The sequence below is a fragment of the Corallococcus sp. CA049B genome (assembly GCF_003611685.1).
Classification (GTDB): Bacteria; Myxococcota; Myxococcia; order Myxococcales; family Myxococcaceae; genus Corallococcus; species Corallococcus coralloides.
In genome coordinates, this window is sequence record NZ_RAWC01000121.1 from 1 (window position 1) to 26,441 (window position 26,441).

The 26,441-nt window shown below is 69.0% G+C and carries 21 protein-coding genes and 1 pseudogene; 17 read left to right on the plus strand and 5 right to left on the minus strand.

Features of this window, described 5'->3' with window-relative positions; translation table 11 throughout:
- Positions 1-267: 267 nt before the first annotated feature.
- The 11 genes from D7W82_RS24110 (at position 268) to cglE (ending at position 14,960) form a co-directional block, all read left to right on the plus strand.
- Positions 268-681 (plus strand): hypothetical protein, encoded by a 414-nt coding sequence (locus D7W82_RS24110; protein ID WP_223743187.1) that lies wholly within the window; start codon positions 268-270, stop codon positions 679-681.
- A 79-nt stretch (positions 682-760) separates the two neighbouring features.
- Complete coding sequence (locus D7W82_RS24115) at positions 761-1,531, plus strand: hypothetical protein (protein WP_120620595.1); 771 nt, start codon at positions 761-763, stop codon at positions 1,529-1,531.
- 148 nt (positions 1,532-1,679) lie between these two features.
- Positions 1,680-2,348, plus strand: a complete 669-nt coding sequence (gene rplC, locus D7W82_RS24120; RefSeq protein WP_014396050.1) for a 50S ribosomal protein L3 — start codon at positions 1,680-1,682, stop codon at positions 2,346-2,348.
- A 335-nt stretch (positions 2,349-2,683) separates the two neighbouring features.
- Positions 2,684-3,502 carry an outer membrane beta-barrel domain-containing protein gene (locus tag D7W82_RS24125; protein WP_120620596.1) on the plus strand — a complete coding sequence of 273 codons (819 nt, stop codon included), beginning with the start codon at positions 2,684-2,686 and terminating at the stop codon, positions 3,500-3,502.
- Positions 3,503-3,511: 9 nt separating this feature from the next.
- On the plus strand, positions 3,512-4,723 hold the full coding sequence (locus D7W82_RS24130) for an outer membrane beta-barrel domain-containing protein (RefSeq protein WP_120620597.1): 1,212 nt from the start codon (positions 3,512-3,514) through the stop codon (positions 4,721-4,723).
- A gap of 2 nt (positions 4,724-4,725) precedes the next feature.
- Complete coding sequence (locus D7W82_RS24135) at positions 4,726-6,264, plus strand: tol-pal system YbgF family protein (protein WP_120620598.1); 1,539 nt, start codon at positions 4,726-4,728, stop codon at positions 6,262-6,264.
- 260 nt (positions 6,265-6,524) lie between these two features.
- Complete coding sequence (locus D7W82_RS24140) at positions 6,525-10,178, plus strand: tetratricopeptide repeat protein (RefSeq protein WP_120620599.1); 3,654 nt, start codon at positions 6,525-6,527, stop codon at positions 10,176-10,178.
- Positions 10,175-11,638: a tetratricopeptide repeat protein gene (locus D7W82_RS24145; protein ID WP_120620600.1), complete on the plus strand. Its 1,464-nt coding sequence runs from the start codon at positions 10,175-10,177 to the stop codon at positions 11,636-11,638. Before D7W82_RS24140 ends, D7W82_RS24145 begins: the two co-directional genes overlap by 4 nt.
- A 158-nt stretch (positions 11,639-11,796) precedes the next feature.
- Positions 11,797-12,072 carry a hypothetical protein gene (locus tag D7W82_RS24150; protein WP_120620601.1) on the plus strand — a complete coding sequence of 92 codons (276 nt, stop codon included), beginning with the start codon at positions 11,797-11,799 and terminating at the stop codon, positions 12,070-12,072.
- 56 nt (positions 12,073-12,128) lie between these two features.
- Entirely contained in the window at positions 12,129-14,192 is a 2,064-nt protein-coding gene (locus D7W82_RS24155; protein ID WP_120620602.1) for a TonB family protein, read from the plus strand.
- A gap of 168 nt (positions 14,193-14,360) precedes the next feature.
- Complete coding sequence (gene cglE, locus D7W82_RS24160) at positions 14,361-14,960, plus strand: adventurous gliding motility protein CglE (protein ID WP_120620603.1); 600 nt, start codon at positions 14,361-14,363, stop codon at positions 14,958-14,960.
- Here the strand turns inward: cglE and D7W82_RS24165 are convergent.
- Positions 14,957-15,772 carry a helix-turn-helix domain-containing protein gene (locus D7W82_RS24165; RefSeq protein WP_120620604.1) on the minus strand — a complete coding sequence of 272 codons (816 nt, stop codon included), beginning with the start codon at positions 15,770-15,772 and terminating at the stop codon, positions 14,957-14,959. The genes cglE and D7W82_RS24165 overlap by 4 nt on opposite strands.
- 159 nt (positions 15,773-15,931) lie before the next feature.
- Between D7W82_RS24165 and D7W82_RS24170 the strand changes: the two genes are divergently transcribed.
- Positions 15,932-16,738: a hypothetical protein gene (locus tag D7W82_RS24170; protein WP_199727820.1), complete on the plus strand. Its 807-nt coding sequence runs from the start codon at positions 15,932-15,934 to the stop codon at positions 16,736-16,738.
- A gap of 81 nt (positions 16,739-16,819) precedes the next feature.
- On the opposite strand, the gene typA is transcribed toward D7W82_RS24170, so the two are convergent.
- The 3 genes from typA to D7W82_RS24185 form a co-directional block, all read right to left on the minus strand.
- Entirely contained in the window at positions 16,820-18,670 is a 1,851-nt protein-coding gene (typA, locus tag D7W82_RS24175) for a translational GTPase TypA (protein ID WP_120620606.1), read from the minus strand.
- A gap of 166 nt (positions 18,671-18,836) precedes the next feature.
- Positions 18,837-19,760 carry an alpha/beta fold hydrolase gene (locus D7W82_RS24180; protein WP_120620607.1) on the minus strand — a complete coding sequence of 308 codons (924 nt, stop codon included), beginning with the start codon at positions 19,758-19,760 and terminating at the stop codon, positions 18,837-18,839.
- A complete protein-coding gene (locus D7W82_RS24185; protein ID WP_120620608.1) occupies positions 19,757-21,346 on the minus strand; it encodes a sigma 54-interacting transcriptional regulator in 1,590 nt (529 codons plus the stop codon). The genes D7W82_RS24180 and D7W82_RS24185 overlap by 4 nt, the downstream gene beginning before the upstream one ends.
- Before the next feature lie 113 nt (positions 21,347-21,459).
- Between D7W82_RS24185 and D7W82_RS24190 the strand changes: the two genes are divergently transcribed.
- From D7W82_RS24190 to D7W82_RS24210, 5 genes are all read left to right on the plus strand, one after another.
- Positions 21,460-22,455 carry a cation diffusion facilitator family transporter gene (locus D7W82_RS24190; protein WP_120620609.1) on the plus strand — a complete coding sequence of 332 codons (996 nt, stop codon included), beginning with the start codon at positions 21,460-21,462 and terminating at the stop codon, positions 22,453-22,455.
- Between the two features lie 45 nt (positions 22,456-22,500).
- Positions 22,501-23,556: a hypothetical protein gene (locus tag D7W82_RS24195; RefSeq protein WP_120620610.1), complete on the plus strand. Its 1,056-nt coding sequence runs from the start codon at positions 22,501-22,503 to the stop codon at positions 23,554-23,556.
- A gap of 10 nt (positions 23,557-23,566) precedes the next feature.
- Positions 23,567-24,124 carry a 16S rRNA (guanine(966)-N(2))-methyltransferase RsmD gene (gene rsmD, locus D7W82_RS24200; RefSeq protein WP_120620611.1) on the plus strand — a complete coding sequence of 186 codons (558 nt, stop codon included), beginning with the start codon at positions 23,567-23,569 and terminating at the stop codon, positions 24,122-24,124.
- Between the two features lie 47 nt (positions 24,125-24,171).
- Positions 24,172-24,654 (plus strand): pantetheine-phosphate adenylyltransferase, encoded by a 483-nt coding sequence (gene coaD / locus D7W82_RS24205; protein ID WP_120620612.1) that lies wholly within the window; start codon positions 24,172-24,174, stop codon positions 24,652-24,654.
- A gap of 81 nt (positions 24,655-24,735) precedes the next feature.
- A complete protein-coding gene (locus D7W82_RS24210; RefSeq protein ID WP_120620613.1) occupies positions 24,736-25,929 on the plus strand; it encodes a pyridoxal phosphate-dependent aminotransferase in 1,194 nt (397 codons plus the stop codon).
- Between the two features lie 65 nt (positions 25,930-25,994).
- Here the strand turns inward: D7W82_RS24210 and D7W82_RS24215 are convergent.
- Positions 25,995-26,441 (minus strand): annotated as a pseudogene (locus D7W82_RS24215) (hypothetical protein); the annotation flags it as partial.

Sequence of the window (26,441 nt, forward strand, 5' to 3'; positions counted from 1 at the left end):
AGGTGGGGCAGGCGGCGGTGGTGGCCTTCCTGGTCCCCGTGCTGCGAATCGTTCAGCGCAGGCCCCGTCTGCACTCGAAGGTTGTGCGCCTGTCATCCATCTGCCTCGCGGGAGTGGGGCTTTATTGGATGGTTGCTCGTGCGGTCGGTTGAATTGCACCAACAGCGTCCCTAGCTTGCGTCTCACGAGGGTGGGGGAGGGACGCTGATGGGAGCGAGGCATACCCGGCTGGCAGCCGCACTGGCCGCCGCGTGGGAAGCAGAAGTGGTGTCGGCCCGTCGTATGACGGGGCTGGCGGAGCGCATGAACGACGCGCGAGTCCGGGCGCGCCTGATGGTGCTGGCCGCCTTCTGCCGAGCCCATGCATCACGGCTCCTGGCCCGCCTGGCGGCGCTGGGGCGCGGGCCGCTGCCGGTGCCTCCAGAGGAAATCGATCTGGATCCGGACACGGTCCTGGAGCTGCGCCGGGAGGGGGCCTTCGCCCGCGCTTCCGCCGCGCGCTATGAGACGACCGCGGAGATGGCGCGCCAGCACGCGGACCTGTCCTCGGCCTGGGTGTGCGAGCTGAACCGGACGGAGGAGCAGGACCGCGCCCGGGAGCTGCTCGCCCTGGCGGAGGGGGCCCTGGCGGCGGTGCGGCGGGGCGAGTCCCAGGCCGTCGCGGCTCCCGCGGATTCCTGAGGCCTGGAGGCCGGGGCCGGGCGCTGAGAATGCGCTCGGCCGGTGACAGTCCTGGCGTCTTGGGCGTATGAATCCGCCCATGGCGAAGGAGAGCTACAACGATCTCATCTTCCAGCTCGGCGACCTGGCCCGGGACGTCCTCCCGGGCAAGCCGAACTGCCCCCGCTCCATGGAACGCGTCTACCGCGCCGAAGAGGTGCTGGAGGCGCGCCGGGACGAGCTGGCGGCGCTGGAAGCGGAGATGAACGACGAGGACGTGGCCTATCAGGACTTCCTGGCGCAGCACGAGGACGAGTGCGCGGCCCAGAAGCAGATCACCGGCAAGTACCAGAAGGCCGTGACGGCGGTGGAGGGCAAGGTGAAGGGGCTGCGCAAGACGCTGGCCACCCGCCGCGCGGACCTGCGCTACGCCATCGTGGGCCTGAAGAAGCTGGAGGCGAAGCTCGCGGACCTGGAGATGACCACCCAGGATCCGGTGAAGCTGGACGCCGCCAAGCAGAACCTCAAGAAGAACCGCATCGCCCAGATGCGCCTGGCGCGCGAGGTGGAGGACTGGGAGTCCCAGCTGGCGGCCTCCCTCACGCCCACCCCCGGTCAGCCCGGCGCGGCCGGCATCCTGGCGCACAAGCGCCTGATCGAGCTGGAGGACGCCGCGGAGGAGCAGAAGCAGCAGCACGACGCCCGCATGGCGGAGCTCGACCAGGCCATCGCCACCAAGGAGGAGGAGATCAAGGGGGCGGAAGATTATCTGGATCAGGCCCTGTTCCTCCTCGGCGAAGAGGTGTATGCCCAGCGCATCGCGGACAAGCAGCTCGACCCCTTCTACCCGCGGTTGGATGTCGCGCAGTGAGGGGGACGCCCACCCTTGGTGCTTGACGTAGGGGACGTGTTTGCTATCTTGCGCCGCTTCCTGGCGGCCGCGGGTACGCGTGTAGGCCAGTTCAGTTCATTGATTTCATTGGGCTTTCAGCGCCACGGGCGCTCGCTGTGAGGACGACGTGAAGGGTCTGATTGGCAAGAAGATCGGCATGACCCAGGTGTTCAACGACGAGGGCAACCTCGTTCCGGTGACGGTCATCGACGTCAACACCTGTCTGGTTGTCGGCAAGCGCACCCCGGAGAAGGATCAGTACTCCGCGGTGACCGTGGGCTTCGGCGAGATCCGCGAGAAGCTCCTGAACAAGCCGGAGCTCGGCTTCTTCAAGAAGGCCAGCGCCACGCCGCGCCGTCACCTGCGTGAGTTCCGCGTCACGGCCGAGGAGGCCGCGGGCTTCAACGTGGGCGACGCCGTCAAGGCGGACATGTTCACCAAGGGCGAGCTGGTGGACGTCACCGGCGTGACCAAGGGCCGTGGCTTCTCCGGCGTCATGCGCCGCTGGAGCTTCAAGGGCTCGCAGACCAAGACCCACGGTACGCACGAGTATCAGCGTCACCCGGGCGCCATCGGTCAGCGTAAGACGCCGGGCCGTACGTACCCGAACAAGAAGATGCCGGGTCACTACGGCGTCGATCGCGTCACCACGCAGAACCTGACGGTGGTGGACGTGGACGTGGAGAAGGGCCTCGTGCTCGTGAAGGGCGCGGTCGCCGGCCACAACGACGGCATCGTCATCGTGCGCCCCTCCATCAAGGTGGCCATGCGCGCGCAGCACAAGGCCGCGAAGTAATTCGCAGCCGCTGACGCTGGGGCGCTTCACACAGCGCCCCATTCGACGCCTCGCTTCGGGCACCTTCGGGTGGCCGGGCGGGGCGTTCGTCGTTTCCGGGCGCGGTGCTTCCACGCGTGCGCGCGGGGCCTTCAGGCCTCGTATCCACGTGGAAACGTTGAGTGCTGGTCGCCCTGGGGGCAAAGGGCGAAAACTTTACCGACTGCCGCTGGGATCCGCTTGCGGTGAATGGGCGCCGTGCTCACATCGCTGTCCCACGCCGGAGCCTCGCCGTCCAAGCAGGCGGGTTGCCCTCCGGATCACCCAACGGCCCACCCCCGGGCCGGGCAGGAGATATGAACGCACGCACGCTTCGCGTCTTCGCCGCGCTGAGCCTCTCGCTGACGGCGCTCGGCGCCGCCGCACAGGAAGACGGCGTCCTGGACACGGCGGTCGTCCGCAACCGGCTCTACAAGCCCGCGGGCCATCCGGAGCTGTCCCTGTCCGTGGGCCTGCCCGTGCAGACGCACCTGACGGCGCACTACTTCTTCGACGTCGGGCTGGCCTACAACCTGTTCGACACGTTCGCGCTGGAGGCGCGCGCGGGCTACGCCGTCAGCCGCCACACGGGCCTGGCGCGCTCCATCTCCGAGTCCTTCCTGGCCCGCGAGGACAAGCGCGTCACGGACGAGCTGGAGGACATGTGGCGGATGGGCCTGCACGGCGTCATCGGCGCCCGGTGGGCCCCCATCTACGGGAAGATCTCCCTCGTCGCGGACATCCCGGTGCACTTCCAGACGTACCTCTGGGCGGGCGGCGGCCTCACCAACCTGAAGCGACAGTCCGTCATCCAGTGCACCCAGGTGGTGGACCGGGCCGCGGGCGTCTGTGACAACCGCACGGCCGTGGATGACCGGGGCAGCGCCACGGAGAACTACTGGGTGAAGGAGTCGCGCGTGGCGCCGGTGGTGTCCGCCGCGCTGGGCTTCCGCTTCTTCATCAACGAGCAGCACGGCATCCGGCTGGAGCTGCGCGACTGGATCTTCAAGGACAGCTACCGCGTGAACCTGCTGCGCGACGACTGGGAGGCTGGCCGGACCACCGGTGAGCCCGCCGGCAGTCCGGGCCTCACGCACCTGGTGCAGTTCGACCTCGGCTACACCTTCTCCTTCTGACCCATTCCTATGCGACCCTTCCGTTCCATCGCGCTCCTCGTTGCCGCGGTGCCTGCGCTCGCGCTCGCGCAAGGCGCCTCTCCGGCGCAGCCGCCGGCCGCTCCGGGGCCGGATGCGACCGCGCCGGCCTCTCCTTCACCGGCCGAACCGCCGGAGCGCCAGCGCACCGAGCGCGACGCGCCGGCCGTGCCCCAATCCCAGCCTGAAGCCGCGCCGGCCACGCCGTCCGCGCCCGCCGTCACCGACGAGGACGCCGCGGACAACGCGCCGGTCTCCGAGCCGTCGGCCGCCCAGGCTCCGGCCGCCACTCCGCCGACGGACGCACCGGTGCTGGACTCCGGTGAGGCGCCGCGCACCACGGACGCGCAGCAGCAGCGGCTGGTGAACGGCGCGCCGCTCTACAACCCGAACGTCAACGTCCACATCGTCCAGAAGAAGCGCTTCGCGGACGAGGGCAAGCACGAGCTGGTGCTGTACCCCGCCGCGGTGCAGGTGAACGGCAAGTTCACCAACCACGTGGGCTCCGCGCTGAGTTACGTCTACCACCTGCAGGAGAACTTCGCCCTCCAGGTGGGCGGCCAGTACAACTGGTACTCCGACGAGAGCGACTTCAACCTGGAGCTCATCGACAAGGTGCGCGAGCAGGCGCAGGCCGCGTCGTCGCTGCTCCTCCAGTGGGGCGCGTACGCGGGCGTCGAAGTGACGCCGCTCTACGGCAAGTTCGCCTTCTTCAACAACTCGCTGGCGCAGTTCAGCGTGGTGCTCTCAGGCGGCGCGGGCCTCGGCAAGACGCGCCACCTCATCCGCCCGGAGGTGGCCAACGAGGTGGACGGGCAGACGTACCAGGTGCCCGCGCGCTTCGGCGACACGGGCAACAAGTTCCTGGGTGAGGTGGGCGGCGGCTTCCGCGTGCAGTTCGGTGAGCACTACGCCCTCCGCCTGGAGGTGCGCGACCTCATCTACACCGCGCGCGTGGACAAGGTGGATGGCTGCAACCTGGCGGACTTCGAGGCGCTGGAGGCCGCGCGTGCCGCCAACCAACCCTTCGACGGTCTGAACCTGAGCGGCAGCTGCAAGGTGTCCAAGTTCGACGGCGTGGACCCGAAGACGAAGAAGAACTACCGCGAGGACATCATCCTCGGGCGGGACCTCGTCGCCGAGCCTTCGTCGGACGTCCTCAACAACGTCAGCTTCTACGCTGGCTTCTCGGTGCTCTTCTAACCATGTCCCGACTGCTCCGACTCCTCGTCGTCCTCGGGCCCCTCGCCGTGCCCTCGGTGGCCCTCGCCCAGCAGGACGTGGGCACGTACAACCGCGCGCTGTCCGCCTTCAACGAAGGCAAGCTCGACACCGCGGCCCCCCTCTTCGCGCGGCTGGCGGAAGGGGAGGACGCGGACCTGAAGGGCAAGTCCGAGTTCTACCTGGCGCAGACCTTCGCCAAGAAGGACCTGCCCGTCGCGGCCTTCATCTCCTACGCGGCCATCGTCAACGCTGGCCCCAAGCACCCCTCGTACCTCAAGGCCATCGAGGGGCTGGTGGACATGCAGCAGCGGCTGGATGAGCAGAACCTCATCCCCAGCATCCTCAACCAGGCCTACACCGACGAGGTGCGCGACCAGTGGGTCACGCTGCCCAAGGAGGTCCTGGCGCGCATCAACTACCTGGTCGGCACCGCCAGCCAGCGCCGCATGCGCTTCGAGGAGTCCCGCTCGCTGCTGGAGGCCGTGCCCGCGGACAGCCGCGTCTACGCGAAGGCCCGCTACCTGCTGGGCACCGTGCTCGCGGACCCTCGCTTCCCGGGGCGTCCCGGGGAAGGGGAGACGCTGGACAGGGAGGCCATCGCCGCGTTCCAGGCCGTGCTCCACACGAAGGAGCCGCAGGTGGAGCTGCCGGAGACGCGCGAATTGGCGCTGCTGGCGCTGGGCCGCGTGCACTACCGCCGCGGTGAGTACGCGGACGCGGTGAAGGCGTACGAGGGCGTGCCCCGCTACGCGCGCTTCTGGGACCAGGCCCTGTTCGAGAACGGCTTCGCCCGCTTCCAGAACGAGGACTTCGGTGGCGCGCTGGGCAGCCTCCAGGCGCTGCACGCGCCGCAGTTCGAGGGCGCCTTCCAGCCCGAGTCGTGGATCCTCAAGTCGACCGTCTATTACTACTCGTGCCTCTACGACGAGGTGAAGACGACGCTCGCCGCGTTCGACGAGCGCTACGGCCCCATGGCGAAGCAGCTGGAGCCCTTCACCGGCGAGGACGTGGCGCCCATCAACGCCTTCAACCTGGTGGCCTCCGAGAACCGCCGTCTGCCGCGCGCCGTCTACCTGTGGATCCGCAACAACGAGCGCATCCGTGAAGTGATGCGGACCCTGTCGCGCGTGGACCAGGAGAAGCGCGCCATCAGCGAAGGCCCGTGGAAGGGGACGCCGTTCGCCGCGCAGACGGTGGCGTCGCTCGAGGACATCCGCACCACGCTGCTCCAGGTGGGCGGCACGCTCGCCAAGAACCGCATCAAGGAGGCCGCGGACAACCTCCGCACCTTCTCCGACCAGGCGGAGATCATCCGCGTGCAGACGGCGCTGGATGAGAAGGACCTCTTCTCCGAGGGCGTGGACCAGAAGGCGCTGCTCTCCCGCCAGACGCTCTACCGCCCGAAGATGCCTGGCGCGGCGTGGAACTACTGGCGCTTCCAGGGCGAGTTCTGGATCGACGAGATTGGCTACTACCAGTACACGCTCAAGCGGGGCTGCCCCGCTCGCCAGGAGAAGTAGGCGAGTAGGCGCCGGGCGCACCCGGCCGACGTGAGCCGCATTCCAAGAGGCCCCGCCACCGTGCGTTCGTCACGGGGGACGGGGCCTCTTCGCGTGATGTTGAGTCCTGGAAACTGGCTCGGCGTGATCGCGTACGCCGGGGCACAAGGCACGTTCCGGGCCACTTCTCAATCTGGGTACCCGCGTCTACTTTCCGTCGTCCCTCCCAATTGGGCAGAAGTTTTCCCAGGCAGGTGAGGCGCGGTTCTCCAGGAGCTCGCATGAAGGTGGTTCTTCGGTTCGGTGCACTGGCGGTGGGCGTCGCGCTCGCGGCCGGTGGGGTGGGGGAGGCGGCGGAGGAGACGGCACCGCCGCGCAAGGTGGCGACGAAGAAGTCCTCTTCGGCGAAGGCCGCGGCGAAGAAGGACAAGGAGGCGGAGAAGAAGAAGGCAGCGCTGCCGCCCGGCGTCGCTCCCCAGGACATGCGCAAGGGCCCGGCGCGGGTGAGGCCCGCCACGGCCAAGTTCGCGGACATGCCGCGCATCGCGGACTCCAAGAAGGACGCGCTCGCGGACAAGAAGCGCGACGAGGCCATTGAAGGCTTCAAGCGCCTCATCCCCAAGCTGCAGGAGACCTCCACGCAGAAGGCGGAGATGCAGTACCGCCTGTCGGAGCTCTACTGGGAGAAGTCCAAGTACCTCTACCAGCTGGAGATGGAGAAGTTCCTCGCGGCGGAGAAGGCCTACGACGCCGCCGTGGCGCGCGGTGAGAAGGCCACCGCGCCGGAGCAGGACCACCGCGAGTCGGAGCGCTACCGCGCGGAGACGATGCGCATCTACGAGGCCATCCTCGGCGAGTACCCGGACTACCCGGCCCGCGACGAGGTCCTCTTCTCCCTGGGCTACAACCTCTACGAGCTCAACCGCCGCGAGGACGCGGTGGCGCGCTACGAGGAGCTGATCCGCGACTTCCCGAAGTCGCAGTTCGTCCCGGACGCGTACATCCAGCTGGGCAACCACTACTTCGAGAACAACAAGCTCGCGCCCGCGAAGGAGAACTACGAGAAGGCGCGCGCCTCTGGCGTCCCGAAAATCTACGCGTACGCCACCTACAAGCTGTCCTGGTGTGACTTCAACGCGGGCGACCTGGACGCGGGCCTGAAGAAGCTCCACGAGGTGGTGGACTACGCCAGCCAGCGCGGCGAGGAGCTGGGCGACCTGCGCACGGAGGCCCTCAACGACCTCACCGTCTTCTACGTCCAGCTGGATCAGCCGAAGGAGGCGCTCGCCTACTTCAAGGAGAAGGCTCCGCCGAAGCGCCAGGGCCGGCTGCTCGCGAAGACGGCCGCGGGCCTGGTGGACGCGGGCCACTTCGACAGCGCCATCCTGGTGTACCGCACGCTCATCGACGATTCGCCCATGGGCGCGAACGCGCCGGAGTACCAGCAGGCGGTGGTGCGCGCGTTCGAAGGCCTCCGCCAGCGCCAGCAGGTCCGCAAGGAGATGAAGCGGATGGTGGACCTCTACCGCCCGGGTGGCGAGTGGTGGACCGCCAACGCCAGCAACGCGGGCGTGCTGCGCAACGCCTTCAGCGTCACCGAAGAGGCCATGCGCGTGATGGTCACCGAGTACCACCAGGAGGCGCAGAAGACGCGCCAGGTGGAGACCTACCGGCTCGCGCGCGACATCTACAAGCAGTACGTGGACGCGTTCGCCTCCAGCGAAAACCCGGAGTTCGTGGCGGACTCCGCCTTCAACATCCGCTTCTTCTACGCGGAGATCCTCTGGGCCCTGGAGGAGTGGGAGGCCGCCGCCGCCGAGTACGACGCCGTGGTGGCGTTCAAGATCCCGGACCGCGACTCCGCGAAGGAGGTCTCCAACGAGGCCTACCGCAAGAGCGCCTCGTACAACGCGGTGCTCGCGTACGACAAGCTCGTCAAGATTGAACGCGGCCAGATTGCCAGGAGCGACCTGAAGGACGGCCAGAAGGTCGACGAGAAGAAGGACAAGGGCGACGTCGCCAAGCAGAAGCTGGTCAAGCGCGACGCCAAGGAGCAGGCCGAGCAGCCGCTCACGAAGTTCGAGGACCGGCTGGTCGCCGCGTGCGACACGTACAACACCCTCTACCCGGGCAACCAGGATGAGATCGACCTGCGCTACCAGGCGGCCGTCATCCTCTACGACCGCGCGCACTTCGTGGACGCGGCCCGCCGCTTCGGGGAGATCATCGAGAAGTTCCCGGAGGAGCGCCGCTCGCGCGACGCCGCGGACCTGACCATGTACGTGCTGGAGAGCCGCGAGGAGTGGAAGGAGCTCAACACGCTCTCGCGCAAGTTCCTGGGCAACAAGAAGCTGTCCAAGCCCGGCTCCGACTTCGCCCTGCGCGTCTCACGCGTGGTGGAGGGCAGCCAGTACAAGTACGTGGACGAGGTCGTCTACAAGAAGGAGAAGAACCCGGCGAAGGCCGCCGAGGAGTTCCTCACCTTCGTGACGGAGTTCCCCAAGTCGGAGAACGCGGACCGCGCGCTCACCTACGCGATGGTCATCGCGCAGGAGGCCGGTGAGGTGGACAAGGGCATCACCGCCGGTGAGCGCGTCCTCAAGGAGTACCCGAACAGCGCCTTCGAATTGAAGGCGCGCTACACGCTGTCCGGCCTCTACGAGAAGGTCGCCGAGTTCAAGAAGGCCGCCGCGATGTCCGAGTCCTTCGTGGCCGAGTACGACGCGGCCCTCAAGGCCCGCGAGACGCAGTCGAAGAAGGCCAAGGAGAAGAATGCCAAGGCCGCCCCCGTCGCGAAGAAGGGCGACACGCCGGGCGCCGCGGAGGACGCGGACTCCAAGCGCGCGCAGAAGGCCGCCGAGCTCAAGGCGCAGGTGGACGCGGCGGGCGAGTGGGTGGCGGACGCCCTCTTCAACGCGGGCGTCTGGTACGACGGCCTGGGCGAGTCCCAGAAGGCCGTCACCGCGTGGAACAACTACCTGGCGCGCTTCAAGGACCGCAAGGACGTGCCCCAGGTGGCCTTCTCCATCGGCCTCGTGTGGGAGAAGGAGAAGAAGTGGGGCGACGCGGCCCGCGCCTTCAACCGGTTCGTGGAGGACTACGGCCGCGACTCGCGCACCGCCGCGGGGCAGGCGTACCTGGCGCGGTACCACGAGCTGCTTGCGTACCAGAAGATGAAGGACGTGCGCGGCCAGGAGCGGGCGCAGGACGAGCTGGTGCGCGGCTGGAACAAGCTCGCGGAGGGCGTGCGCAAGGACACCGCGGTGCTCAACGCGTACGGCCACGCGCGCTTCCTGGCGCTGGAGCCCACGTGGAAGCGCTTCTCGGACATCAAGTTCACGCGCGTCTCCACCATCCGCCGCGACCTGACGAACAAGCAGAAGGAGATGCAGCGCGTGGAGAAGGAGTACGCGGCGGTGCTCGCCACGGGCTCCGGCGAGTGGGGCATCGCGGCGCTGACCCGCATCGGCCTCGCGTACGCGGACTTCGCGCGCAACATCATGGACTCGCCGGACCCCTCCGGTCTGGATGACGAGCAGCTCAGCATGTACCGCGGCGAGCTGGAGAACCTGGCGCTCCCGCTGGAGGACAAGTCCCACGAGGCCCTGGAGAAGGGCCTCCAGAAGGCCTACGAGCTGGGCATCTACAGCGAGTGGACGCTGGCGGCGCAGGATCAGATCAACAAGCTGCGCCCGGGGGCCTACGCCCAGGTGAAGCCGGTGACGTACCGGGGCAGCAGTGATTCGCGCATCGCCTCGGGTGTGCTGAAGGACCTCAACGGCCCCATCAGCGCCTCCGCGGAGCCGAAGCCCGACGCGCCGGAAGCAGTTCCCGCCGAGGGCACCAGGCCCGCCGCCACGCCGGAGGGCTCGCCTGAAGGTTCCGGCGCCGCGAAGTCCGAGCCCACCGCGTCGCTCGAGGGGGTGCGGCCGTGAAGACGAACCACAGCATCGACATCAGCAGCCAGTTGAAGGGGATGGGGACGACGGGGATGAACGGCTTTCGCACCAAGCGCATGTTCCTGGCGGGGGCCTTCGCCTTCGCCTTCACCACGGCCTGCGCCACGGGCCCCAGGCCCACGCCCGTCGCGATGAACGCGGTGGAGAAGCCCGCCGTCACGGTCCCCGCCGCGCCTCCGCCCACCGCGCAGAAGGGCGACGCGGATGGCCAGTTCGCCGAGGCCCTGAAGGCCTACGAGGCCGGTGACCTGGACGCCGCCCGCAAGGGCTTCGAGGAGGTCGTCAACCAGCAGCCCAAGGCGCTCAACGCGCGCTTCAACCTGGGCGTCATCGCGGAGAAGCAGGGCCGCCCGGCGGACGCCCGCGTGGCGTACGAGCAGGTGCTCGCCCTGGACCCGGCGCACACGCCCTCCGTGATGAACCTGGGGCTGATGCACCGGCACGCGGGCCAGCTGGACGAGGCGCTCGCGCTGTACACGAAGGCGCTCCAGACGCCGGGCCATGAGCACGACGAGCCCGTGCTCAACGCGCTGGCCGCGACGTACCGGCTGGCGGGCAAGCTGGACGAGGCGGAGGCCACCGGCCGGCGCGTGCTCGCGCGCAGCAAGGACAACCCGGAGGCCTACAAGACGCTGGCGCTGGTGGCGTACGACCGGGGCCAGTACCGCCTGGCGGAGCTCTTGGTCGTCAACGCGCGCAAGGTGGCGCAGGACGACCCGGCCATCTCCAACACGCTGGGGATGATCTACCTGAAGATGGACGACCGCCCGCGCGCCCTGGCCCAGTTCCAGAAGGCCGTGTCGCTGGATGACACCTTCGCGCCCGGCCACCTCAACCTGGGCGCCCTGGCGCTGAGCTACCGCGACTACGCGGGCGCGGAGAAGGCCTTCACCAAGGCCCTGTCCCTGGAGCCGGACGGCCTGGAGGGCCAGCTGTACCTGGCGTACGCGCTGGACGGGCAGAAGGGCCTGGATCCGAAGAAGGGCGTCGCCGCGGGTGAGGCGTTCGAGAAGGTGCTCGCGCGCGCCGCGGACAAGCCGGAGGCGGTGTGCGGCGCGGGCTGGGCGTACGCGTCCGAGCGCGCGGCCTTCGAGAAGGCCATCGCGTTCCTGGACCGCTGCAAGGAGCTGTCCTCCACGACGGAGCAGGACAAGCAGCTCATCACCGCCAAGGTGAACGGCCTGCAGAACATGCTCAAGAACCCGCCGCCGGCGCCGGCTCCGGCCGCCACCGCGGAGGCCGAGGGCGAGGAGAAGAAGGACGCCGCCGCCACCGGGGGCGCAGGCTCGTCCGTGATGAACCAGCTGCCCCAGGACACCAGCGCGCCCGAGCAGGAGGCTCCGGCGGAAGAGACGGCTCCGGCCGAGCCTGCCCCCGCGTCCGGCGATGCGTCCGGCAATGGACAGACGGCTCCGACGCCTGCTCCGGCGCCCTGAAGAAACAACAGTCGTCTCGGCGGGAAGAACGAGAACTTTCTTCCCACCTATAGCCGCCCAGGTGCAAGCGACCGGGCGGCTCCCTTAGAATCCAGGGACTTGGCGTTGGTGCGAGCCCTGCAATGGAAGTCGCGAAGCGGGCCTGGCGGAGACATCACATGAAACGACTGCTGGCAGTGATGGTGATGGTGGGGGTGGCGGCTCCCGCCCTGGCACAGGACAGCAAGGACTCGGTGAAGATCATCCAGGAGGAGGATCGCACCGTGTACCGCAAGAAGACGGTGATTGATTTCACGGATGTGGCGGTGGAGGGCGAGCTCACGAAGCCGGAGGGCTCCTACGTCCTCAACCGCAAGAAGACGGATTTCCAAAGCCTCATCAAGGTCCGGGAGAACTTCGACCCGGAGCTTCAGAAGTCTGCGGACAATCTCTAGACGGCACAGGTGGCGTTGAACGTTTTCGGGACGGGAAGGGAAGAAGGAAGAACTTCATGGCGGCGGCGAGAAAAAACGGATTGACGCTTCGGATCACCACCCCGGACGGCTCCATCCAGGAGACGGTTTCGGAGGCGGAGAGTGTCATCGTGGGGTCGGGCGCCCAGGCGGCGGTGAAGATTCAGGATCCGCGCGTGTCCAACCTCCACGTGATGCTGAAGGTGGACAACGATGGCTCGGTGACGGCCATCGACCTGGGCAGTGAAGGCGGCACCCAGGTGTCCGGGCAGAAGCTCATCATCCCCACGGCGCTCAAGCCCGGGGATGTCCTCACGGTGGGCACCTCGCGGGTGGAGGTGCTCTTCGGTGAGGCGCCCCGGCCGGTGGCTCCGGCGGCGGCGGTGGCGCAGCCCGGCGTATTCCAACAGCGCCCGGTGATGCCCCCAGCGGCTCCGGTGGCCCATTCGGCTCCGGCGGCCCACGCGGCCCCGGTGCCTCCCAACCTGCGGCAGGCGCCTCCGCCTCCGCGGCCCGCGATGAACGCCGCGCCCACGAACGTGGTGGGCACGGTGAGCACGCCGCGCTCCGCTCCGGCGGGAGCGCTGGGCACGCAGGTGTCCCCGAACGTGACGTCCACCCCGGTGTTCGGCCCTCCGCCGCCTCCGGTGGCGGCGCGCAAGCCCACGCCCGCCCAGGTGGCGCAGGCCCGCAAGCCGCAGCCTCCGCCGCACCTGCAGGAGCCGCTGCCCCGGGACGCGCAGCCCACGCCGGACGCGAAGGTGCTCCAGGTGTCCATGCTCTGGGGCGACCAGATGCTGGAGGTCCAGCACTTCAAGGACGGCGCGCCGGTCACCATCGGCGAGGCCGCGAAGAACACCTTCACCGTGTTCTCGCCGCAGGTGGGCAAGCGCCACGTGCTCGCGGTGAGCAAGGGCGACAAGCTGGAACTGCGCGCTCCGGCGGGCTCTGGCGTCTTCGTCACCAACAACGGCGATGTCCGCACGAAGGACGCGCTGCGCGCCGCGGGCCAGCTCAACACCGCCACGGCGGATCAGGAGCAGCGCTTCACCCTGGGCCTGCATGACCGGGCGGAGGTGTCGCTGGGCACGGTGGCGTTCGTGATGCGCTACGTGAAGCCGTCGCCGGCCATCCTGGCGACGTCGCTGTCCGACCGCGACTTCGGCTTCTTCAAGATCGCCGCCATCTGCCTGCTCGCGGCGGCGGCGTTCGTCACCGCCATGCTGCTGACGCCGCACACGGAGACGAAGTCCGCGGACGACGTCTTCGAGTCCCAGCAGCGCGTGGCCAAGTTCCTCATCGCCCCGGAGAAGAAGGTGGAGGCGAAGAAGCTCCAGCTCTCCGGCGTGGAGGAGGGGGCCAAGGCCAAGGACGAAGAGGGCAAGTTCGGCAAGCAGGAGGCGAAGCAGGAGGAGGCCGCGCCCTCCAAGCCGGGCACCCCGGTGGTGGACAAGTCCAAGAAGGAGAAGGACCGCCAGGTGGTGGGCAAGGTCGGTCTGCTCGGCGCGCTCAAGGGCATGAAGGGTGGCGCCTCCGACGTGTTCGGTCCGGGCGGCATCGGCACGGGCATCAACAACTCGCTGGGCGGCCTCAAGGGCGGCGCGGCCATGGGTGACGCGCACGGCGTGGGCGGCCTGGGGTCGCGCGGCACGGGCAACGGCGGTGGCGGCACGGCGCTGGGCATCGGCGGCCTGGGCACCCAGGGCAACGGCCGGGGCACGGGCGGGTCCGGCGGCATCGACCTGGGCGGCCGTGGCAAGTCCATCACCAAGGTCATCCCCGGCAAGACGACGGTGATTGGCGGCCTGGACAAGGACGTCATCGCCAAGGTCATCCGGCGGCACCAGAACGAGATCAAGTACTGCTACGAGTCGGAGCTGAACAAGAACCCGTCGCTGGCCGGCAAGGTCGCGGTGGCCTTCACCATCGACCCGGCGGGCGCGGTGGCGGACGCCAGCGTGTCGGAGTCCACGCTGGGCAGCACTCCCGCGGAGCAGTGCATGATCTCCCGCATCCGCCGCTGGAAGTTCCCGGAGCCCAAGGGCGGCGGCGTGGTGAACGTGACGTACCCCTGGCTGTTCTCGCCCTCGGGCGCTGACTAACGGACGCCGGTAGGGATTCGTAGACTGGAAGACTGAAATGGCGTGGACGAAACGGTCCACGCCATTTTCGTTTTTCCCCGCTGCCGTTTCGTGGCGGGCGTCACTACTGTCCGTGCCACTGCTGCCAGGCGTGCGAGGGAGCAGGAGGACAACGTGACGGGAGGAGTCGTGAGGAAGTCGCTGCTGTTGGCCGCGCTCGCGCTGTCGACGCCGGCCCTGGGGGCCACGCCGCCTGAGGGCGTGCCGTTCGAGCCGCGCCGGGGGTTCTTCACCGAGACCGACCTCGGTGTGTTCTTCACGGTGGGCGGCGAGAACAGCTACTCCAACGCGCAGTCGTACGTGCAGCTGGGCATCGGGTACGACCTGACGGAGCAGCTCTCCCTGGGGGCCCACTTCGCGCTGGGCTCGTCGGCGCAGAACTGCTTCGCGGGCTACCTGCCGGACTCCAATGTCTGCGCGCTGTCGGACAACTTCACCGTGGCCTTCGGCGACCTGACGGCCGCGTACCACGTGCGGCTGGCCAATCGCTTCTACCTGACACCCAAGGTGGCGGCGGGCTACACGCGCCTGGAGCCCCGGCCGGTGGATCCGGAAGACGGCGACCCGGGCCAGTCCATCAACGCCTTCAACGCAGGCCTGGGCATCGGCATCGAGTACGCGACGTCCTTCGACCACTTCTCCGTGGGCGCGGATCTGCTCGGGCGCTACATCATCGGGCCCAACATCATGACGTTCGCGGTGTTCCCGCGCGTGAAGTACACGTTCTAGCGCGCCGCTTGCCGGACGTAGCTGGCGGGCGTGCGGCCCACGATGCGCCGGAAGTCGCGGATGAAGTGGGCCTGATCGAAGTAGCCCAGCTCCAGCGCCAGCCGCGCCAGCTCCGGAGGTGGCGTTTCGCGCAGCCGCTCCGCGGCTTCATGAAGGCGGTAGCGCTGGATGACCCACTTGGGATTCACGCCCACGTAGCGGTTGAACAGCCGCTGCAGCGTGCGCAGCCCCGGGCCCCCGGGCGTGAGCAGGTCTTCCACCTTGGTCACCGCGCGGTCCTCCAGGATGCGCGCGACGAGCCCCTGCACCAGCGCCACGTTCGGATCCGGCTGGGGCTTGTGTGCCCGCAGGAAGGCCTCCGCCAGGGCGATGCGCTCTGGGTCCGCGTCGCGCGTGACGTCGGTGGCGAGGATGGCCGCCTCCAGCTTCAGCGCCTCCGGGCCCAGCAGGTCGCCGGGTGAGACAGCGCGCCGCGTGAGCGCGGACAGGGGCGTGCCCACGAAGGGGAAGAAGCCGCCGGGCCGGAACTTGATGCTGAACACGCCGCCCAGCCCCTCCAGCGTGACGGAGAAGCGGCCCGGGTTCACGCCGCCCACGCGCGACGTGCCGGACTCGAAGGTCCAGTGCACGGACGGGTGTGGCAGGGTCTGCTGGAGCACGGGCGGCTGTTCGCGCAAGTCCCATCGCACCGCCCAGAAGTGCTCGACCCACGGGCGCAGGTCCTCCGAGGGCAGCACGCGCACATGCTCGAAGTGCCGGGAGTCCGCACGGGGATACAACACGCCCCGAGGCTTGCCCGCGTTCGATTCCACCCGCCTTGCCGCCTCCTGCCGGACGTCCGCGTCCTGACGCGTTTCTACTACCGCTTCGCTTGACGTCGGACAGGTGCCCCGGCCCGGGGGGCGGATTCAGCTCCGACGGTCGTGTGCTCACCCTGAAAGTCACCCTCGCGGTTCTTTCCAGGTAAGCCCATGACCCCCGTTATCCGTTCCCACGCGCGTGTGTGGATGCTGGTGCTGTCGTTGCTGTCCGTCCCCGCGCTCGCGCAGGGCATCCCGGGCCTGCCGTCCGCGGAGGAGTGCTGGGGCCAGGTGCCGGATGCGGACGGCGACGGCGTGAGCGACAGCTGCGAGCTCCAGGTGGCCGCGGCCTTCATGCCCACGCTGTGGATTGCCCAGGGCGAGAAGGGCGTGGCGCGCCGGCCGTACTTCGCGGCGCGGCCGTTGAACTCCGCCCTGCGCACGCTGCGCATCTTCTACCTGGCCGCGTACCAGGAGGACCACGGCATCCCCAGCCTGGGCATCTTCAACGTCTTCGCCCACGACGGGGACTCCGAGTTCCAGGTGCTGGACGTGCACTACACCGACGGCCGCTGGTACCTGGACCAGGCCTTCCTGTCCGCGCACCTGGAGTCGGCGTGTGACTCCTCGGGCTGGTACGGCTACGCGCAGCTCGAGTACGCGGGGGCGTACCGGGGCGCGCCGCGCATCTACGTGGCCGGGAACAAGCACGGCTCCTACAACTCGAAGGCCGCCTGCGACCGGGGCTGCTACTTCACCGACAGCTGCTCCCAGGGCCGGCAGGAGGCGCTGGACCCCGGCAACCAGCTCGCGGGCCGCAACGTGGGCTCCATCAGCGCCCCGTTGATCAACGCCGTCACCGTCAACGGCCAGACGGAGCGGCTCCTGGACGACGTGGAGTTCAAGGGCTGGGACGACCAGGGGAACCGGAGCAACTCCACGCCGTACCGCGCCCGGCTGGTCCGCTTCGGCTTCTAGGCCAGGGAACGAAGAAGGGGCCGCCACCCGCTGTGCGCAGGTGACGGCCCCTGGATGCTTTCAGGCGCTTCCGCGGAAGGACTACTCCGCGTCGGCGCGCTCTTCGCGCTTGCGCTCGCGCTCGGCGCGGTAGCGCTCGCCCACGGCCAGCGCCTTCTTGCGCATGCGGATGGACTTGGGCGTCACCTCGACGAGCTCGTCGTCGGCGATCCACTCCAGGGCCTTCTCCAGCCCCATCTCGCGCGGCGGGACGAGGATGACGTTCTCGTCGCGGCCGGCGGCGCGGATGTTGGTGAGCTTCTTCTCGCGGCAGCAGTTGACGTTGAGCTCGGACGGGTGCGCGTTCTCGCCGATGATCATGCCTTCGTACACGGTGGTGCCCGCGCCCACGAAGAGCTGACCGCGCTCCTGGATGCTGAACAGCGCGTACGGCACCGTGTCGCCCAGGCGGTCGGAGACCATGGCGCCGTTGGCGCGCTTCGGGATGTAGCCGAACCACGGCTCGAAGCCGTCGAACTGGCTGCTCATGATGCCCTCACCCCGGGTGATGGTGAGGAACTCCGAGCGGAACCCGATGAGGCCGCGCGCGGGGATGCGGAACTGGAGCCGGGTGCGGCCCGAGCCCAGCTGCTGCATGTCCGTCATGCGGCCCTTGCGGGGCCCCAGGCGCTCCGTCACCACGCCCACGCTGTTCTCCGGCACGTCGCAGAAGAGCAGCTCCATGGGCTCGTGCGTCTGCCCGTCCACCACCTTGGTGATGGGCTCCGGGTTGGAGGCCGTGAGCTCGTAGCCCTCGCGGCGCATGTTCTCGATGATGACCGCCAGCGCCAGTTCGCCACGGCCCACCACGCGGAACGCGTCCGGCGTCGCGGTGTCCTCCACGCGCACGGCCACGTTGCGGTAGGCCTCGCGGTACAGGCGCTCGCGCAGGTTGCGGGAGGTGACGTACTTGCCCTCCTTGCCCGCCAGCGGCCCGTCGTTGACCTTGAAGATCATCATCATCGTGGGCTCGTCCACGGTGATGCGCGGCAGCGCCACGGGCTTCTCGAAGTCCGCGATGGTGTCGCCGATGGAGATCTCCTCGATGCCCGCGATGGAGACGATCTCACCGGGGCCGGCGTCCGGAATCTCCGTGCGCTTCAGGCCGGAGAAGCCGAACAGCTTGACGATCTTGCCCTGCTGCACCTTGCCGCCCTCGCGAACGACGGACACGGGCATGTTCGGGGTGATGCGGCCCGCCTGCACGCGGCCCACCGCCAGACGGCCCACGTAGTCGTCGTAGTCCAGGTTGGCGACGAGCAGCTGCAGCGTCGTCTGCTCCACCGGAGGCGCGGGCGGGGGCGGGATGTGCTTGATGATGGCGTCGTACAGCGGCTCCAGCGTCTTGCCCGGCACGTCCAGCGACGTGGAGGCCTGACCCTGGCGCGCGACGGTGTAGAGGACGGGCATCTCCAGCTGCTCTTCGTTCGCGCCCAGGTCGATGTAGAGCGAGTACACCAGGTCCAGCACTTCCTTGGCCCGGGCGTCCTGACGGTCGATCTTGTTGATGACCAGCACCGTCTTCAGGCCCATGGCCAGCGCCTTGGTGAGCACGAAGCGCGTCTGGGGCAGGGGACCTTCGGCGGCGTCCACCAGCAGGATGACGCCATCGACCAGGCGCAGGCCGCGCTCCACCTCGCCACCGAAGTCGGCGTGGCCCGGCGTGTCGATGATGTTGATCTGCATCCCCTTGTAGGAGACGGCAGTGTTCTTCGCGAGGATGGTGATGCCCTTCTCGCGCTCGAGGTCGTTCGAGTCCATGACCCGCTCGGCCACGTGCTCGTTGGAGCGGAAGGTCCCCGCCTGCCGGAGCAGGTGGTCGACGAGGGTGGTCTTGCCGTGGTCAACGTGGGCGACAATGGCGACGTTGCGGATGTTTTCGCGAGAGATCATCAGGACCAACTAACGGAAATGAAGGTGCGAGGAGAGACGCCCAGAACGGGGTTTCTCAATCCCACCGGAACCCGGAAGGCGGGGGCTTATATGCCGGGGGCTTTCCACCTGCAATGAAGGCGGGTGTCCAGCAGGCAAACAATCGGCCCCCCCTCCGGCTGGGCGCTTATCCCACCTTCGGGTGCACTTCCGCGGTCTCCACCCCCAGCCGCTCTCTCAGGAAGCGCTCCACCCGCAGCTCCACCAGGCCTGGGACTTCCAGTGGGGCGGTATGGGTGCCCTCGGAAATCATCAGGAGTTCAGAGGAGGGGATGTGCTCGGCCATCTTCCGGGACAGCCAGCCGGGGGTGAAGCGGTCCTTCTCCCCGGCGACCACCAGGGTGGGCACGTCCACGTGCTCCAGGTGGTCCTCGGCGGTGTGGTTGGCCAGCGAATCCAGGGTTCGCACGAAGACGACGGGGTCCATCCGGGCCAGATGGGTGAAGTACGGGGCCAGGTCGTTTCGCGCGATGAGGTCCGGGTTCATCTCCAGGCGGATGGCCAGCTGGACCACCAGCTCCGTGGTGAGCGCCCCGTGCACGATGCGCGCGGTGTGCCGGGGGAAGCGCTCCACCGCGGCCCGCAGGGTGGGGAAGAGGCGCTTGAGCAGCGTGGAGTCGTGGAAGGTGTCCAGCGGCATCCCGTAGCTGCCGCACACCAGCACCAGCCCCTCCACGCGCCGGGCGTAGCGGCGGTGGAACTCCAGCGCCACCTGCACGCCCATGGAGTGGCCGAAGAGGACGGCCTTGTCCATCTGCGCCGCGTCCATCACCCGCGCCAGGTCGTCGCAGGTGTACGCCATGCCAATGCGCGTGCGGTCCGTGGGGACGGTGCTCTTGCCGTGGCCCCGGTAGTGCCAGCGCAGCACGCGGTGGCGCCGGCCCAGGTAGGGCAAGAGGTACTTCCACGCGAAGCCGTCACAGCCCAGGCCGTCGCACAGGACCATGCCCGGGGCGCCGTCCCCCCGCACCTGGTAGTAGAGGTCCGCGCCGTCCGGCACCCGCAGCGAGTCCTGCCGGAAGGAGACCGCCTGTCCGTGCGGCGCGCTCACGCGTCCACCTCGTCCGTGTCCAGTCCTTCGGGGATGCCCTTGTCCAGCCCGTAGCGGGAGATCTTCAAGAGGAGGTTGGAGCGGCTGATGCCCAGCTCACGCGACAGCCGGCTCTTGTTGTAGCGGGTGCGCACCAGGCCCTGGTGGATCATCTCCTTCTCCAGGGACTCCACCGCCTCGTGCAGTTTTCCGTGCGCGCGCGGGGCGATGAAGGGCCCGCCGCCGGGGACCACGGCGTCGCGGATGCGGCTGGAGAGCAGCTCCGCGGGGATGGTCTCCAGCTCGCCGCCCAGCACGAGCAGCCGCTCGATTTCGTTCTCCAGCTCGCGGATGTTCCCCGGCCACGCGTACGCGCCCAGGATGCCCAGGGCCTCTGGAGCCAGGCCCCGCGCGCGCTGGCCCTCGCGGTGGTGCTTGCGCAGGAAGTGGTCGATGAGGACGGGCAGGTCGTCCTTGCGCTCGCGCAGGGGCGGCAGCTGCAGGCGGATGACGTTGATGCGGTAGAAGAGGTCCTCGCGGAACTCGCCGCGCTTCACCAGTTCGCCCAGGTCCTTGTGGGTGGCGGCGATGACGCGCACGTCGACCTCGCGGGAATGGGTGCCGCCCACGGGCAGGAAGGTGCCCTCCTGGAGGACGCGCAGGAGCTTCACCTGGAGGGCGGGGGACATGTCGCCCACCTCGTCCAGGAAGAAGGTGCCCTGGTCCGCGACCTCGAAGAGGCCCTTCTTGTCCTTGAGCGCGCCGGTGAAGGCGCCGCGGGTGTGACCGAAGAGGGCGCTCTCCAGCAGGTTGTCGTTGAAGGCGGAGCAGTTCTGCACGACGAACGGCTTGTCCTTGCGCGGGCCGTTGTGGTGGATGGCGCGCGCCACCAGCTCCTTGCCCGTGCCGGACTCGCCGTTGATGAGGACGGTGGAGTCGGAGTGGGCCACCTTCTCCATCAGGCGGAAGACTTCGTTCATGGCCCCGGAGCGGCCGATGATCTTCTCGAAGCGGTAGCGGTTGGACAGCTCGGAGGCCATGGACTGGATGGTCTCCTCCTTGCGCGTGAGCTCCACCTCCTGGTTGGCGATCTCCGTGACCGCGAACTCCAGCAGGTCCGACAGCTTGCTCAGCTCCGAGCCGTCCAGCACCGGCACCCGCTCCGCCGCGCCCTCCAGCTCCAGCATCGCCCCGGGCGCGATGTCGCGCATCTTGCCCAGGAGCACCTGTCCGTCTCCGGGCAGGAGCGGCTGCCGGGCGAAGCCCTCCACGAAGAGGAAGCCCTCGTACTCGTTGCGGATGTAGAGCGGCGCGCCCACGATGGACAGGCGCAGGTGGCAGTCGTGGAAGAGCGAGCGGCGCAGGTTCTTGGCGGCCTTGAACTTCTCATGCAGCACCCGCACCGACTGGGCACACCGCCGCATCCCCTCCCGCGCCCCCAGCGAGTGGCGGCAGAAGTCGTTGGGCGGCGGGATGAAATCCCCGCGCTGCCAGTCGTGCACCACGCCGTTGCGATCCGCGAACGAAAGCTCCACCTGCCACCACTTGCGGATGACATCCCTCAACATGACAATGGTGTGCAGATTCTGATGCTTCTCGAAGTCCATCCCCGCGTCCCTCGGCCTGTTGCGGATCAGGACAACGGATCTACGGGGTTGTCCGAAATCAATCCAGCGGCACCTGTCCGAATGACGGCGCCAATGGCGTACCCTGGTTCCCTGTGAGCGCACCCCCACATACACATGGCAGGGCCGGACACGGTCATTCGCACGACCACGACGATGACCACTCGCACCATGGGCATTCGCACGGCCATTCGCACGGTCCGCGCAAGGGCGGGCTGGCGGAGGAGCGGCGCAAGGACCGGCGGCGGCTCTTGTTCGCGCTGGGGCTGACGGCGACCATCATGGTGGCGGAGGCGGTGGGCGGCTTCCTCACCAACTCGCTGGCGCTGCTCTCCGACGCCGGGCACATGCTGACGGACGTGTCGGCCATGGTCCTGAGCCTGCTGGCGCTGTGGTTCGCCGGGCGGCCCGCGGACCTGAAGAAGACCTACGGCTACTACCGGATGGAGATCTTGAGCGCGCTCCTCAACGGGGTGCTGCTGCTGGTCATCACCATCTTCATCCTGATGGAGGCCTGGGAGCGCATGCGCACGCCCGCTCCGGTGGAGTTGGGGCCCATGGCGCTGGTGGCGGGCATCGGCCTCGTCGCGAACCTGGCGGCGCTGGGCTTTCTGCACCAGACGCACTCCATGAACGTGCGCGGCGCGTTCCTGCACGTGCTGGGGGACACGCTGTCGTCGGTGGGCGTGCTGATTGGCGCGGGCGTGATGTGGTGGACCGGCTGGTACGTCGTGGACCCCATCATCTCCGTGCTGATTTCGATGATCATCGTCGTGGGCGCGCTGCGGCTGGTGAAGGACGCGGTGGACGTGCTCCTGGAGGCGGTGCCCGCGCACGTGGACCTGGAGCAGGTGCGCTCGCTCATGGCGAAGGTGCCAGGCGTGCAGGCGGTGCACGACCTGCACGTGTGGACCATCTCCAGCGGGATGTACGCGCTGTCCGCGCACCTGGTGGTGGCGGACCCCATGGTCTGCAACAACGACGACATCCTGTCCGCGGTGAAGCACGACCTCTTCGACCGCTTCGGCATCGACCACACGACCATCCAGATCGAGAGCCAGTCCTACGCCCACCTGGGCGAGGTGCACTGACGTCCTTGCGAAAGGGGCGCGGGGCGGGGATTCTCGCTGGCTCCTATGAGCGTGCTGGACAAGGTGTTGTCGCTGCGGCCGGGCAACGTGGTGGCGCGGGTGGGCCCGGGCTCCCGGGTGCCCCTGTTGGATCCACGGGAGCTGCTCGGGGCGCTGGAGTCCACGCCCATGGCGCTGCCGTGCCTGCCGGTGCTGTCCAAGGGCGCGCTGCCGGGCCTGTTGGGCGCGGCCCGCGCGGAGGACTCGGTGCTGGGCCTCTCCTGCCCGCACCCCCTGGCGGACCGGGGCGCGCCGGAGCGCTTCGTGCTGGCGGTGCACGCGGCGGCGCAGGAGGCCGAGCACACCCGGCCCCTGTTCCTCCAGGCTGGCCCCCTGCGGGTGGCCTCCACGGACGCGGACGTGCTGGACGCGCTCCAGGAAGGCCTCTTCCGCGTGGTGGACGCGGGCTTCGCGCTGGTGTCGTTGGACCTGTCGCGCCTCACCTCCTACGAGGCCGTGGAGGCGGTGAACGCGCTGGTGGGCCCGCTCAAGGAGCGCGAGCTGTCGCTGGAGGTGTCCCCGCCCCAGCTGTCCTCCGGCGGGCTGGTGGACGCGTGCGCGACGCTGCTGGAGGGCCTGGCGCAGTGGCAGGTCCCGCTGCGCTTCCTTCGCGTGTCGGACACGCAGCTGGGACACGGCGAGCCGGGCGCGGAGCTGGACGTGGAGCTCCTGCGCCGGGTGGTGGAGACGGCCGCGGCGAAGGGCGTGGCGGTGGCGGTGGCGGAGGACTCCACCGGGCCCGCGCGGGGGCTGTCCAGCTACGTGGCCGCGGGCGTGCGCAAGGTGGACCGGGGAGGCCCTTTTGGCCCGCTGGCCCTGCGCGCCTGGCCTCCGGAGGTGCGCGACCCGGTGGTGGCGCGGGCCCAGGCGGCGGGTATGCCGGCCGGGGAGCTGTTGTCCGTCCTGGAGGAGGGGCTGCCGCCGCTGGCGCCCGCGGCCCGCGAGACGCTGGAGGCGCTGTCCTTCGCGGAGGCCACGGAGGCGCTGGGAGCGCTGGGGGCGCACCGCTCCGCGTCGGTGGCCATGGCGTTCCTCGCGAAGCCGGGCGGGGACCTGGGCTAGAAGGGCGCGCATGCGCATCGTGGCAGGCAGCGCGAAGGGCCGGGCCCTGACGGGGCCCAAGCCGTCGTCCGGACACATCCGCCCCACGGCGGACCGGGTCCGTGAAACCATCTTCAACATGCTGGGCCAGTTCCTGGACGGCCAGGCCGTGCTGGACCTGTACGCGGGCACCGGCGCCCTGGGGCTGGAGGCCCTGTCGCGGGGCGCGGGGCGGCTGGTGCTGGTGGACCAGGACCGCGAGGCCCTGGCCCTGTGCCGCAAGAACACCGACGCGCTGGGCTTCAGCGCCCAGGTGTCCATCCTGGCGCAGCCCGTGGTCCGCGCGCTGGAGACGCTGGGCAAGCAGGGGGCGAAGTTCGAGCTCGTCTTCGCGGATCCGCCCTACGCGGCGCGCGTGGTGGAGACGGTGCTGGAGGCGGTGGTGGCCGCGGGCGTGGTGACGCCGGGCGGCACGGTGATGGTGGAGCACGACAAGCGGGAGGCGGCCCCGGAGGCCCACTCGGGGCTCACCCTGGAGGACCAGCGCCGCTTCGGGGACACCCTGGTGAGCTTCTACCGGGCCCCGTGACGTGCGCTTGACCGGCCCCGTGGGCCCGCCGAGACTCCAACGCACCCATGCCGGTCGCCATCTATCCTGGTTCGTTCGATCCGCTCACCAACGGGCACCTGAGCCTCATCCAGCGCAGCCTGAAGATGTTCGACCGGCTCATCGTCGCCATCGCGGTGAACCCGAAGAAGACGCCCCTCTTCAGCCAGGAGGAGCGCATCGAGCTCATCCGCGAGGCGGTGAATGACCCCCGCGTGGAGGTGGACGCCTTCCACGGCCTGCTCGTGGACTACGTGCACCAGCGCAACGTGAGCGTCGTCATCCGCGGGCTGCGCGCGGTGTCGGACTTCGAATACGAGTTCCAGCTGGCGAACATGAACCGCAAGCTGGCGCCGGACATCGACACCGTCTTCATGATGACGGGCGAGGACTACTTCTACATCTCCTCGCAGCTGGTCCGGGAGGTCGCGAGCTTCGGGGGGAACGTTGACGGGCTCGTCCCCCCGAACGTCAACGCGGGGCTGAAGAAGAAGTTCGGCCCGAAACCCTAGGGTCGTTCCCCAGGGGCATCCGGGCCACGCAACGCGCGAGCGGGCTTGTCCGCTTCGGGAGTTCCGCGCTAGGCAAGGCGCATGAAACTCGCCCGCCGGCTGCAAGCCATCAAGCCCTCCGCCACCCTGGCCCTCAACGCCCGCGCCAAGGCGCTAGCCGCCAGCGGCAAGGACGTGGTGGTGCTCGCCGCCGGTGAGCCGGACTTCGACACGCCGGAGTTCGTGAAGCAGGCGGCCATCGAGGCGCTCCGCGCGGGCTTCACCAAGTACACCGCCACCGCGGGCATGCCGGAGCTTCGCGAGGCCGTCTGCCGCAAGCTGGAGAAGGACAACGACCTGAAGTACGCGCCGGATCAGGTGGTGGTGACGGCGGGCGGCAAGCAGTCGCTCTACAACTGCTTCCAGGCGCTGCTGGACGAAGGCGACGAGGTCATCATCTTCGCGCCGTACTGGGTGAGCTACCCGGACATGGTGCACCTGGCGGGCGGCACGCCGGTCATCGTCCCCACGCGCGAGGAGGACGGCTACGCGCCGGACCCCGCCGCCATCAAGAAGGCGCTCACCCCGCGCACGCGCGCCATCATCCTCAACAGCCCGGCCAACCCCACGGGCGCGGTGTACTCGCGCGCCACGCTGGAGGGCATCGCGGACGCGGTGCGCGGGCACGACTGCCTCATCGTCACCGACGACATGTACGAGAAGCTCCTCTACACGGGGGAGCCGTTCCTCAACCTGGGCAACGTGGCGCCGGACCTGGTGCCGCGGCTGCTTGTGTCCAACGGCCTGTCCAAGTCCCACGCGATGACGGGCTGGCGGCTGGGCTACGCGGCCGGGCCCAAGGCGCTCATCTCCGGCATGCAGCTGGTGCAGGACCAGTCCACGTCCAACGCGTCCTCCATCACGCAGAAGGCGGCGCTGGCGGCGCTCAGCGGCCCCTCGGACACCATCACCGCCATGGTGAACGAGTACCGCGAGCGCCGGGACCTGTTCGTCGCGGGCCTCAACGCCATCCCGGGCATCCGCTGCCGCATGCCGGAAGGCGCCTTCTACGCGATGGCGGACGTGCGCGGCCTGCTGGGAAAGACATACAAGGGCAAGCCGCTGACGGACTCGCTGCAGCTCTCCGAGGCGCTGCTCAATGACTTCCTGGTGGCGGCGGTGCCCGGGGATCCGTTCGGCGCGCCGGGCTACATCCGCATGAGCTTCGTCACCTCGCGCGAGGTGCTGCAGAAGGGCCTGACGCGACTGCGGGACTTCACGGCCGCGCTGGGCTGAGGCGGCGGCGGAGGTTTCATTCACGCTGGCACCCGGTGGGAAGGCCGGGCGCCTTCGTGGCGTCTTCAGTCCGTGTACGCGAAGGCGTGCCAGGACAGGTCCGGGCTGCCGCGGAAGAGGAAGATGGCCGCGTGTCCGGAGAGGTTGCCCACCGCGGCCCAGGTGTCCTTGAGCGCGCGCGGATCCAGCCCCAGGCGCGCGGGCGGCTTGCCGTACTTCTTCTCCATCTCCGCGATGGGCAGCACTTCGATGTCGTAGAGGGTGATGAGGTCCGTGCGCCGCGCGCGCAGCTGCTTCACCCACGCCTGGATCAGCTCATCCGGGGTGTTGAAGCGCTTGTCCTCCAGCTGGAACGGGTAGCTCAGCTCCACGGACGCGTTGCGCACGTCCCCCGTCAGCAGGCTCTGGAAGAGGAAGCGCGCCTCGTTGTGGATCATCGAGCGGGCGATGCCCTCGGGGGACAGGTCCTCCTCGGTGGGGCGCGCGGCTTCACGGCCCGGGCCCAGCTGGAC

Excerpts from the sequence above, each read along its gene's own strand:
- D7W82_RS24115 (WP_120620595.1), top strand. The coding sequence starts at position 761 with ATGGCGAAGGAGAGCTACAACGATCTCATCTTCCAGCTCGGCGACCTG.
- D7W82_RS24125 (WP_120620596.1), top strand. The coding sequence starts at position 2,684 with ATGAACGCACGCACGCTTCGCGTCTTCGCCGCGCTGAGCCTCTCGCTG.
- D7W82_RS24130 (WP_120620597.1), top strand. The coding sequence starts at position 3,512 with ATGCGACCCTTCCGTTCCATCGCGCTCCTCGTTGCCGCGGTGCCTGCG.
- D7W82_RS24135 (WP_120620598.1), top strand. The coding sequence starts at position 4,726 with ATGTCCCGACTGCTCCGACTCCTCGTCGTCCTCGGGCCCCTCGCCGTG.
- D7W82_RS24140 (WP_120620599.1), top strand. The coding sequence starts at position 6,525 with ATGAAGGTGGTTCTTCGGTTCGGTGCACTGGCGGTGGGCGTCGCGCTC.
- D7W82_RS24150 (WP_120620601.1), top strand. The coding sequence starts at position 11,797 with ATGAAACGACTGCTGGCAGTGATGGTGATGGTGGGGGTGGCGGCTCCC.
- D7W82_RS24155 (WP_120620602.1), top strand. The coding sequence starts at position 12,129 with ATGGCGGCGGCGAGAAAAAACGGATTGACGCTTCGGATCACCACCCCG.
- D7W82_RS24170 (WP_199727820.1), top strand. The coding sequence starts at position 15,932 with ATGACCCCCGTTATCCGTTCCCACGCGCGTGTGTGGATGCTGGTGCTG.
- typA (WP_120620606.1), bottom strand. The coding sequence starts at position 18,670 with ATGATCTCTCGCGAAAACATCCGCAACGTCGCCATTGTCGCCCACGTT.
- D7W82_RS24185 (WP_120620608.1), bottom strand. The coding sequence starts at position 21,346 with ATGGACTTCGAGAAGCATCAGAATCTGCACACCATTGTCATGTTGAGG.
- D7W82_RS24195 (WP_120620610.1), top strand. The coding sequence starts at position 22,501 with ATGAGCGTGCTGGACAAGGTGTTGTCGCTGCGGCCGGGCAACGTGGTG.
- rsmD (WP_120620611.1), top strand. The coding sequence starts at position 23,567 with ATGCGCATCGTGGCAGGCAGCGCGAAGGGCCGGGCCCTGACGGGGCCC.
- coaD (WP_120620612.1), top strand. The coding sequence starts at position 24,172 with ATGCCGGTCGCCATCTATCCTGGTTCGTTCGATCCGCTCACCAACGGG.
- D7W82_RS24210 (WP_120620613.1), top strand. The coding sequence starts at position 24,736 with ATGAAACTCGCCCGCCGGCTGCAAGCCATCAAGCCCTCCGCCACCCTG.